7 protein-coding genes are annotated in these 10032 nt (G+C 44.0%); 3 read left to right on the top strand and 4 right to left on the bottom strand.

Features of this window, described 5'->3' with window-relative positions; all coding sequences use genetic code 11:
• Window positions 1-173: 173 nt before the first annotated feature.
• Window positions 174-791 carry a nitroreductase family protein gene (locus tag B3W37_RS07880; protein WP_481037635.1) on the bottom strand — a complete coding sequence of 206 codons (618 nt, stop codon included), beginning with the start codon at window positions 789-791 and terminating at the stop codon, window positions 174-176.
• Between the two features lie 819 nt (window positions 792-1610).
• On the bottom strand, window positions 1611-2153 hold the full coding sequence (locus B3W37_RS07875; RefSeq protein ID WP_483175289.1) for a nuclear transport factor 2 family protein: 543 nt from the start codon (window positions 2151-2153) through the stop codon (window positions 1611-1613).
• A 210-nt stretch (window positions 2154-2363) separates the two neighbouring features.
• Between B3W37_RS07875 and B3W37_RS07870 the strand changes: the two genes are divergently transcribed.
• From B3W37_RS07870 to B3W37_RS07860, 3 genes are all read left to right on the top strand, one after another.
• The gene (locus B3W37_RS07870; RefSeq protein ID WP_483171079.1) at window positions 2364-3128 is read left to right on the top strand and encodes an SDR family NAD(P)-dependent oxidoreductase; all 765 of its coding nucleotides are present in this window, start codon (window positions 2364-2366) and stop codon (window positions 3126-3128) included.
• Window positions 3129-3264: 136 nt separating this feature from the next.
• Window positions 3265-4560 (top strand): MFS transporter, encoded by a 1296-nt coding sequence (locus B3W37_RS07865; protein ID WP_483175288.1) that lies wholly within the window; start codon window positions 3265-3267, stop codon window positions 4558-4560.
• A gap of 272 nt (window positions 4561-4832) precedes the next feature.
• Window positions 4833-6740, top strand: coding sequence for an oxidoreductase (locus B3W37_RS07860; protein ID WP_483175287.1), 1908 nt, complete (start codon window positions 4833-4835; stop codon window positions 6738-6740).
• Between the two features lie 102 nt (window positions 6741-6842).
• Here B3W37_RS07860 and B3W37_RS07855 read toward each other — a convergent pair whose 3' ends face one another.
• Both B3W37_RS07855 and B3W37_RS07850 read right to left on the bottom strand, forming a co-directional pair.
• Window positions 6843-9302 (bottom strand): response regulator transcription factor, encoded by a 2460-nt coding sequence (locus tag B3W37_RS07855; RefSeq protein ID WP_483175286.1) that lies wholly within the window; start codon window positions 9300-9302, stop codon window positions 6843-6845.
• Between the two features lie 547 nt (window positions 9303-9849).
• The coding region (locus tag B3W37_RS07850; RefSeq protein ID WP_483175285.1) for a hotdog fold domain-containing protein at window positions 9850-10032 on the bottom strand (183 nt) is incomplete at its 5' end.

The raw sequence follows: 10032 nt of genomic DNA, 5'->3' as shown, positions 1-10032 counted from the left end.
CCATCCCACTCGTGTAAATCGCTGCCGCAGATACCGGTCATCAGCAGCTTTACCAACACAGCTCCCGGTTGTATTTCCGGTACGCCAACATCACGAACGACCAACGGCGTAGCCCACTCATCCAAAACTGCAGCTTTACATGTTTTCGGAATCTCCATTATTGCAGGTTCCTCCTAACCTATTAATAAATCCTCAATATCTTTACGCGGCCTCTGGGGCGGACATTGGTCAGGATACCCCACCAGCAGCATACTTACGAATTTGTAGTAATCTGGTAATTCAAAAATTTCCTTAAGTTTTAATTCATCAACCAGCCTGCACCAACAAGTGCCAAGGCCCAAATCCATGGCAGACAGAACCATATGTTCAATAGCAATGCCGACATCTAAAAAAGCATTGGGAATATAGTTCTTCAGCTCCTTTCCGCTGGTATATAATGGATTAGAACTTAAGAGCGACAGATTCATCGCCATGTCATTCCTATCGACCGAACCGGAGTTTTTCAGTTCCTCCTGCAGATACTTAATATAGTCGGGCAACCAGCAGCGGAGGTCGGCATAACATAGAATAATCAGCGGGGCCCGCCTGACAAACATTTGGGCGCTCACATCTGCTACCAGCTCTCGTATCTTCGGTTCTTCTAACACAAGGAAGCGCCATGGCTGCCGGTTTGAACCCGAAGGAGCCAATCTGGCAGCATCCAGCAATTGAGCAATTTTTTCCTGTTCAACCGGAATTTCTTTAAATTTTCTTATGCTGCGTCTTTTTAAAATTGCTTCCCTTACATCCATACGTACACCCCTTGTGAACCTAATTTAAGAAGAATTGCTATGCTTGCTAATTACAGATCCCTGGAAACGTCCTTAAGAACCTTAATACCAGAGCTACTTCTATGTCGTCCTTCATAATCATCTTGCATTAATTAACCCTAACCGGGTTTAAGCGGCAGCTTACCATCAAGGGTTGTATCCTTCTCGTTGGCAATGAAACATTTCAAGCAAAAATCCAAGGTCCTTTAAGTTTATTAGTATGAATCGATGAATATCGTAGATGAGAATCTATATAGACGCAGTACACTGGCTATGGGATTATCTAAGCCTCCCCACCGATATTAGCTGCTCGGTCTGTTATACAACCATGCTGTCTGTCATTGAGGAAGAGCCAGTATTACGACGCAATTACCACCTCCCCACAAAATATAGTGTGTTTCCAGCTGCCTCTGGTAGCTTTAATAGCAATTATTGTGCCATTTCAATTGTTTAGGCCGGGTTCTTAACAAATATACAATCTTTGCCCATGCAATAATCTCAGCAAGCAGGTCTTGTGGCAGAATGGTTAAGGAACTGCAAAGATGTCGCTTCGAGGTTCCCGGGTATAATTTATCTTAGTTTTTATTCAGCGTCGGGCTAGTTGTATAGTATAGCGGACACCATCATACAATTAGGACACAATTATAAATGGCATATTCCCCCGCCGGGAATATGCCAAAATGTGTGGGAAGATCGACAATACAGGGGTTTGTCAAGCCTGGCCCGATATTTTAAGGTGCGTAAGATTTGCCCTGTATGTTATCTACTATCATCACAGAAGATTGATCATCCATGTTAAAATCATCTGCCAATCGGCACCGGGGGCCAGGGCCGGCCAAACTGCTCACTGGCACGCATTCCGCCTATGGTCCCCGCCATAATTAACTTGAACGATTCAAAACGCCATTCACCATCCATGTCGCGAACTACTTGCGATTCATAGCGGCCGAAAGAGTAGATGTCGGCAACATCAGGATTTTTGAAGGTTTGCCAGGAATACATGCAGCAATAAACGATAGCGCTGTTACTGGTTTCAAAATGAATCTGTTCGTTGGTACAGTAATGGGTTTGAGTTTTGGCCGCTCCCATAATTTCTTTAAGATGCGCCAGAATAGCATTCTTTCCGTCGAAATAATTGGGATAGACATCTCCCCAGCTAAGTTTGCCAGTCTGTGTAAAGCAGGATGCCATACCGACCGGATCCAGGTTATCGCAGCAGCGCATGTAATGGTACATACACTCTTTAATCGCCCTGATATCTTCCAACCTTTGAATACGTTCTTCCAGGGTATTTACAGGAGCATCTTTAATTGAAAACATTTTTCCTTCAACGACCTGTTTCATATAATTACTCCTTCCTCTCCTAATTACTGCCATTTGCAATCAAACCATTATGTATGCCTATAGATTAAAGGTATTTGACTATTATGCATATCGGGTAAAAGTACCATACTTTAAAATCAATGCAAATGGTACGTATGGGTTATATTTATTCTTGTATTTGCTCGTTAATATGGATATTAGATCGAAAAATGAAAGAAAGGAGACATACAATTGTACAAATTTAACTTCACTGGAAAAGTTGCACTTATTACCGGGGGCGCAAAAGGGCTTGGTAAAGAATACGTTCAGACTTTTGCCGAACAGGGCTCGGATGTGGCAGTATTCGATATTGATGGACAGCTGGCCCGGGAGACAGCCCGTGAAATTGAAACCCTTACCGGCAGAAAAATCAGAGGCTTTGCGTGCGATGTTGGTAATGAAAAGCAGGTTATTGATTCCGTTGCCGCTGTAGTCAAAGAATTCGGAAAAATCGACCAGGTGGTAAACAATGCCGGGATTCTGCGTTATGGTGACGCCCTTGCGGATTGGGAAAAAGTCATCAATGTAAACTTGACCGGCACATTTCTGATGAATCGTGAGGTCGTTAAACAGTCTATGATGGTTCAGAAAAAAGGCAGAATTGTCAATATCTCTTCTATAGGAGGCGTATTGGCAACACCTGCCGGAGTCCAAAGCTATCATGCCTCCAAAGCCGGTGTTATCGCTATGACCAAGGCCCAGGCGGGAGAATGGGCCCCCTACAATATTTTAGTCAATTCTGTAGCACCCGGAGCTATCGCCAATGGCACCATGGGTGACAGCGCCGGCTCCTCAACGGCAGCTGATGATTATCAAGCCAAAAGCAGAAATCCTTTGAAGAGACGCGGTAAGTTTGGCGAAATGAGCGGCATACTAATTTACCTTTGTTCCGACGAAAATACTTACACCAATGGTCAGTTAATACTGGTTGATGGCGGTTGGGCCGGAATGATGTAATTCAGGCCAGAATTAATTAGCAACTTCTGATCTTGACCGATCATTTAATTGATTTGCAGAGATTTCAAACCATTATAGACTCCATCGCAGGATTACGCTTATCCATCAATTAGTTATCAACAAAGGAGAGATTGGTATGGAAAGAACTGCTGTTTTAGAACAAAAAATACATTACGCCTGGTTCATTCTTATAGCGTGTCTCGGCTTTTATTCGGTTCTAATAGGTATATGCGGCAATACCGCTGGTATATTTCTTGCTCCGGTGATGAATGATCTAGGATGGTCGAGAACTGCCGCCTCTCAGTATCTGGGCATTTGGCCATTGGTCGCCGCTGTTTCGCAACCGTTTGCGGGCAAGATCTTACAAAAGTATGATCCACGATATATATTGACCGCCGCGGTGACCTTGTTCTGTGTAGCCTATATGCTTACATCTCAGGCCACGCAGGTATGGCAATGGAACCTCTTTGGCGTGATATACGGCATAACTGCTACATTCTTTATGTACTTGGCAGTACCCGTGCTTATCAACGCCTGGTTTAATAAGAACGTCGGTTTCAATATCGGTCTGGCCTCAGCTATGTTAAGTCTGGTGGCTGCTTTCGCAGCGCCTATCGCCCAATCAATAATAACCGCTTACGGGTGGCAAACCGCCCGGCTTTATCTGGGGATGGCAGCTTTTGTCTTTTGCGTTCCAGTGACTTACCTCTTTGTACGTAAAAACCCAGAGATGCTGGGACTCAAGAAATATGGCGAGGATGAGGTTGTAGAAGAATCAGCCGCTGCGAATGCCCTCATCGTAGACCACGCTGTTTCCTTAAAACGCGCCGCCGCAAATCCTGCCTTTTACTTGATCATACTTATAGCCTGCGTTTTCACGTTGTGCGCAACCTTCTTTCAGCAGATTCCCACATATGCCGCTAAAGGCCCGCTGGGAGCCGCCGCCGGTGCTATGGCGGTGTCAATCATTATGGTAGGCGGTATTATCGGCAAATTCATTTTGGGTTATGTCTCCGACCGCTTCGGCGCTACGGTTGCCGGCACCTTTGCTTGTCTCTGCGGCGCTATCGGTATATTTATATCATTCAAATCAGGCAGCGCCATATCTCTGTTCTACATAGGCATGGCCATTTTCGGTATGGGATATGCCGCGCTTTCTGTCATCAACCCGATGCTTACCAAGCAGAGCTTTGGCATCAAATACTACAGCGAAATTTACTCTTGGATCATTATGGCTATCTTTTTGATGAGTTCAGTGGGTCCTACCTTGTGGGCGCAAATATATGACAGAACCGGGGGCTTCACATTGGCTTTCATCATTGTAACCGGATTATATATTGTGGGTGCACTTGCCATCCAGTTTATTATGCCCAGTGCCAAAAAGACCTGGGACTTAAATGAAAGTCCACAGGACCACATCACATCAGCCTAGCAGATAGTACGCTGGAGAAGCAAAAGAAATGAACCGCCCCCCATTTAGTTAAAGTAAGTAGTAATATGAACTGCAACTGAATGGGGGGTACATATATAAATATTGGCAAAACAACCTCGCATTGAGGTGCAAACACATCATAAACACGATTCATTAATTTGCTTTGCTCAAGCTGGACATGATCGGGGCAATTGGTACGCTTTATGCAATACTTCGTTGCAGACGAGTAACGGCAGCATCAACTTGGCAAGAAAAGAAAGAAGGGATTTTTCATGAAACTATTCACAAAATGCAAAATAGGTAAAATGCCACTAAAAAACCGTATCGTTATGGCGCCTATGGGTACCAGTTCTGACAGCGACGGCGGATTTTCAGCACGCACTATTCGTTACTTTGAAGAGCGGGCCAAAGGCGGCACAGGTCTCATCATCACGGGAAGAATGGCCTCAATCACAGATTATGAGGGATTTTCGCAAGGAGCGTTGACGAATTATCACCATGTTTCACGGTTGAGTTCCCTGGCTGAACATGTACACATGTATGGCGCCAAGCTCTGTGTGCAAATCGGTCCCGGTTTGGGGCGCCTCATGGGTAAGGATCCATACAATGCTCCTTATTCCGCCAGTGCTATTCCTTCATTTTTCTTTCCTAATCTGACTTGTAAAGTTCTGACCGCGGATGATATTAATAAGATTACCGACAGGGTCGGTTATTCAGCCAAATTAGCCAAAGACGCAGGCGCAGACGCGGTGGAGATGCACGCTTATGGCAGTTACCTGGCAGATCAGTTTTTGACTCCAGTCTGGAATAAGCGCACCGATCAATACGGCGGCAGCTTGGAAAACCGCACCCGTTTCCTGGGTGAGTGCATTGAGGCGGTGCAAAGATACTGCGGCCCGGACTTTCCCCAAATCGTAAAATTTACGCCTACTCATATGTATCCCGGATTCCGCGAGCTGGAAGAAGGGGTTGAAATCGCCAAGCTGCTTGAGCAATGGGGAGCGCATGCCCTGCATGTAGACACCGGCTGTTACGAAGTATGGTACCGCCAGATCCCCACTGTATACCAGCAGCCTGGCTGTCAGGTATTTGCAGCCGAAGCGGTCAAAAAGGCTGTAAATATCCCTGTAATCACGCAAGGCAAACTGAGCGACCCTATTTTGGCAGAACAAGTTCTGCAAGAGGGCCAGGCTGATTTCATCGCCCTGGGCCATCAGCATCTCGCAGATCCTATGTATGCCAGCAAGGTCAAGGAAGGGCGCTATGATGACATCGTGCCCTGCATTGGCTGCAACGAATGCCTGCGTTTGGGCGGCTTGGGCAGGCACTACACTTGCGCCGTCAACCCTGAATGCCAGCATGAAATTGATTTTCCGCTTACAATGGCGAAAGAAAAGAAATCAGTCTTGGTCATCGGCGGGGGCCCTGGCGGTATGAGCGCCGCGGTGACTGCCGCCCGGCGCGGATTTGAGGTAGAACTCTGGGAAAAAAGCGATAAACTGGGGGGTTTGCTGCTCGCCGCAGGTGCTCCCGATTTTAAGAAGGATGTTCTTAAATATGTCCAGTACTGTATAACACAGGTCAACAAACTGGGCGTGATAGTAAGGTACAATAAAGAAGCAACGGCAGCGGATATTGCCAAAGCACGCTTTGATAAAGCAATCATCGCGACTGGCGCCAATCCTTCAATCCCTTCTATTCCTGGCATCGAAAACGCCAATCCTGCTGCCGATGTTCTCCTCGGCAAGACAGATGCCGGTGAAAAGGTGGTTGTCATCGGCGGCGGGCTGGTAGGCTGTGAAACCGCATTAGATCTGGCGTACAAAGGTAAAGAAGTCACCATCCTGGAAATGCTTCCCAGCCTACTTGCTACCGCCGTCGAAGCTAAGAATAACGCTACGAGTTTGCGTGATATGGTTAAGGAATCCGCTATAAACGTAATTACTGGCGTTAAGACGAAAAACATAGCTATTGATTCTGTCACCTATGAACTGGATGGCGAAGACGTTACTATTCCCAGCGATACCGTGGTCATAGCCACCGGTTACACTTCCTGCGGCGGGATCGGTGAAGAGCTTGAGCAGATGGGATTCGATATAACTGTGATCGGTGATGCTGTGCAACCCGGCAAGGTAGTTGACGCTGTGTCCGGCGGCTATCACGCTGTCCGCATCATGTAAAATAACAGAATACCTCTTGCGTCACTTATCAATAAAATCACCCCTTAAAGCAGATGAGATTCTGCCTTAAGGGGTGTTCTTAATTGGGGATAATGGTTTTTCTCATCCGTGCATGGCTCTAAATTTTTTAATAGCCAGGGTTTTGTTATTTACATCGAGTTTCTGATAGATGTTTTGCATATGACGCTTAACGGTGTGCTGTGAGATAAATAGCTTATCAGCAATGGAGCTTTGGTTTTCTCCATTTTCCAGCAGGCGTAAGACTTCAATTTCCCTTGCCGAAAGCAGACTTGATCTTTCTGCCCGATCGACAATATATCCGCTGTAAAAAGACAATATATGATCCAAATATTCTGGCTTCATATCAAGCAACCCGCTTTTAAGCATAGGCCTAATAAAGTCGGTATTCTCTACAAACGGCATAATAACGTCATCTTCCATTCCTATGTCAATAGCTTTTTGCAGTTCCTTTACACCTTCATCCAACCCATATAGATGATATTTTGCCACCGCGCTATATATATGGTTATGAATGAAACCCAGCTGAAATTGCAATTCGCTGAAAAAATCCGCAAACCGTTCGGTCAGCATTTCCAGCCCGATATAATTGCCGGACAACAATATAGCCTTGCCATTAACGATGTAATTGAAAGCAATGCGTTTGAAGATAGAGTTATGCTCTATATGATCGCTCCTCAGCCATTTGGGAATATTACAATATTGGTTCAGGCAGGCATAGATATAGCCTAAGGCATTTTCTATCACATATAAGTTGATCGTATTTTTCTCGGTTTTTTGCATTATGGTCAGTTCATCTAATATGGTACGAAGATCTTTTTCCCGTTTTTGTAAAATGTATAAGCGGGCCAGTGTTAATTTTGCACATACGGCAATACATAACTGATTGCAGGTATTCGCCTTGCAGATTGCCTTTTTCGCGTTTAACCCTACTTGTTCCAAATCTCCGGTTTCCAAGGCATATTCCGCCATAGCGAGATAGTCGCAGCCCATTCCGGAACCATTGGTGACTTTGATATAGCTTTCAAAAGCTGTCGATAGAATATCAACGGTTTTTTTATATTCACCTTTTTTATTGTAGTAAGCATATGTGAAATGTGGAGAGCTATAAGTTAACACCCCTTTTTGATTTCTAGTTATAGAGTGTTCCTCTCCTAGAAGTTCCAGCGCTTTACTGGCATAATTCATGATGGCCTCGGCATCATTGAAGGCTACGGTTGTAAAGTTGAGATTGATTTCCGCCAAAATCTGATTTTGTGAATAATTGGGATGGGTGTGAGTCAAAAAATACTGTTCCATTGATTCCAGCATATCTGTACCAAGCTGCTTATCCACATCCAGAACAACAAAAAAAATGTACTTAAGCGTGGCCATCGGATATTTATACTTCTGCTCATCGGTGGCCGAGCTGAATATCTGAAACAGCAGCTCCGTATCTATAGAATTTATACTTGTAATATCCGCCATTTCGAGTTCTTTAAAGATATTTTCATAGTCTTTAGCCATGTACAGATATTTAAAGGCATTGGCATGATCACCCTTGAAGGAATACCATTTCCCGGCGCGATGTATTACGCTGTCTACATTTATATCCCAACCGGATTTCTCCTTATGAAGAAAATCAAGAAATATTTGATGAAATTTATAATTGCCCTGGTTATCCAATGAAATGAATCCATTCTCACGGCTGAGCTCATCCAGTTTTTCTATAGCGGTGATATCTTCCAGAATGTAAGCCGCTTGCTCCGCCGTAACGATATTGAACAGAGCAAGCTTAAAAAGCATTACCTTAGTTTCAGTATTATATTTATCAAAAAAGGATGATTTCAGCATTTTATTAACTGAGTTATGATATTCTAAATTATAATTGTGTGCAAAATTGGTCACCATCAAATACACAACCGCAATCCATCCACATGAAGCAGCACATATTTTTTGCTTTATCCGATCATCACCTTTAAATTTAACCAACTCGAAATAGAGCTTAATCTCGTCCTCGGTAAAAGAAAGATCCGAAGTTTGAATGAACAAACAAATTCCCTTCATAGTGAGTTCCTCGATATCCACCTGAGGAATTCCCCTGCTAATCATTACGATATGCAGCCATGGAATGTTGGCCAGGGCCAGCCTTTTTAAAAATAAATCGATTTGTTCATTCTCAACCAAGTGGTAATCGTCAATGACTACAACTGTATCCTGCTTCATTTCAAAGTCTTGAATGAAATCAATCATTCTTGATATCTCTATACTGTTTTGGGGAAAGCCACGCTCCGCAAATATATCGGCAATATCGGGAAAGTGCTTATAAAATTCTTTTACGACTAAATACCAGAAGTATTCACTTGCGGTAATCATGACCGATTCTGACATAGTTGTCCAGATATAGGGCGACCGGCAATTTGTCAAGAAAGTCCTTACAGCAGTAGTTTTACCGTAACCAATAGGTGCGGACACTATGGTAAGAGGATATTGTAACAAACCGTGCAATTTTTCATCGACACGTTCCCGCTTGAGTACTTTTAGTGCTGGTTCATTTTCACGCATTACATATCCTTCCTAAAAAACCGGACTTTACAAAATTGAAATATTATTCTCCTCAAAATTTTTGAAATGATGGCTAGTGCCTATACAGTTTTTTAGCAAGTAATGTGCCATTTCAGTTACATCGGCACTCTAGATCTAAAATGTAATATCCTGCAAGTGATAAGAACCGCCAGGGGGTCTTGCTACAAATCCGATTAAGGAAATACGAAGCTATAGATCCCGGGTTTTTACCTGTCAATCCGGTCCGATGATCGAGTTTCCTTATTACCGGGTCGGCTGTACAATATCCCGGACACCATCCTACAATCAGGACATCATATAAAATGTTGAGTATCGCTCAGAAAATATCACAAAATCTGGAGAAAACCAGCCTTGATTCGTCTCGGCAGTTTCGGTTAATTGGGCTGGATAACTGATATCCCGCTACCCGGCAGAGCAGGCGGTTCGTGATGAAAGAGCCAAAGAAAAAAGCATCTTTCCTGGCAAATGATGCTTTCAAAAAATGCTTTTATGACTGCAGAATAAGGTTTTTATCCCGGGCCGCAAACTATTTGCCGGCCATTTTGTTCAATATTATTATTTTGCTGGTGGCAGTGGCGATCAACCGCTTAGAGGAATCAAAGGACTCCCCCCATAAGCTAATGATACTTTTACCCTTGGATTTTAAATAAACTTTGACAGTTAAGGTATCCTCTGCAAAAATTGGCCGGTGGTAGCTTACATTGAGATC

It is taken from the genome of Syntrophomonas sp. UBA5494 (assembly GCF_002426325.1).
Note: the sequence above shows the minus strand (reverse complement) of the source record. Positions and strands in the feature narration are given on the sequence as shown.

Bases quoted from the DNA above. Each gene is read 5' to 3' on its own strand.
- B3W37_RS07880 (WP_481037635.1), bottom strand. From the start codon at position 791: ATGGATGTAAGGGAAGCAATTTTAAAAAGACGCAGCATAAGAAAATTT.
- B3W37_RS07875 (WP_483175289.1), bottom strand. From the start codon at position 2,153: ATGAAACAGGTCGTTGAAGGAAAAATGTTTTCAATTAAAGATGCTCCT.
- B3W37_RS07865 (WP_483175288.1), top strand. From the start codon at position 3,265: ATGGAAAGAACTGCTGTTTTAGAACAAAAAATACATTACGCCTGGTTC.
- B3W37_RS07860 (WP_483175287.1), top strand. From the start codon at position 4,833: ATGAAACTATTCACAAAATGCAAAATAGGTAAAATGCCACTAAAAAAC.
- B3W37_RS07855 (WP_483175286.1), bottom strand. From the start codon at position 9,302: ATGCGTGAAAATGAACCAGCACTAAAAGTACTCAAGCGGGAACGTGTC.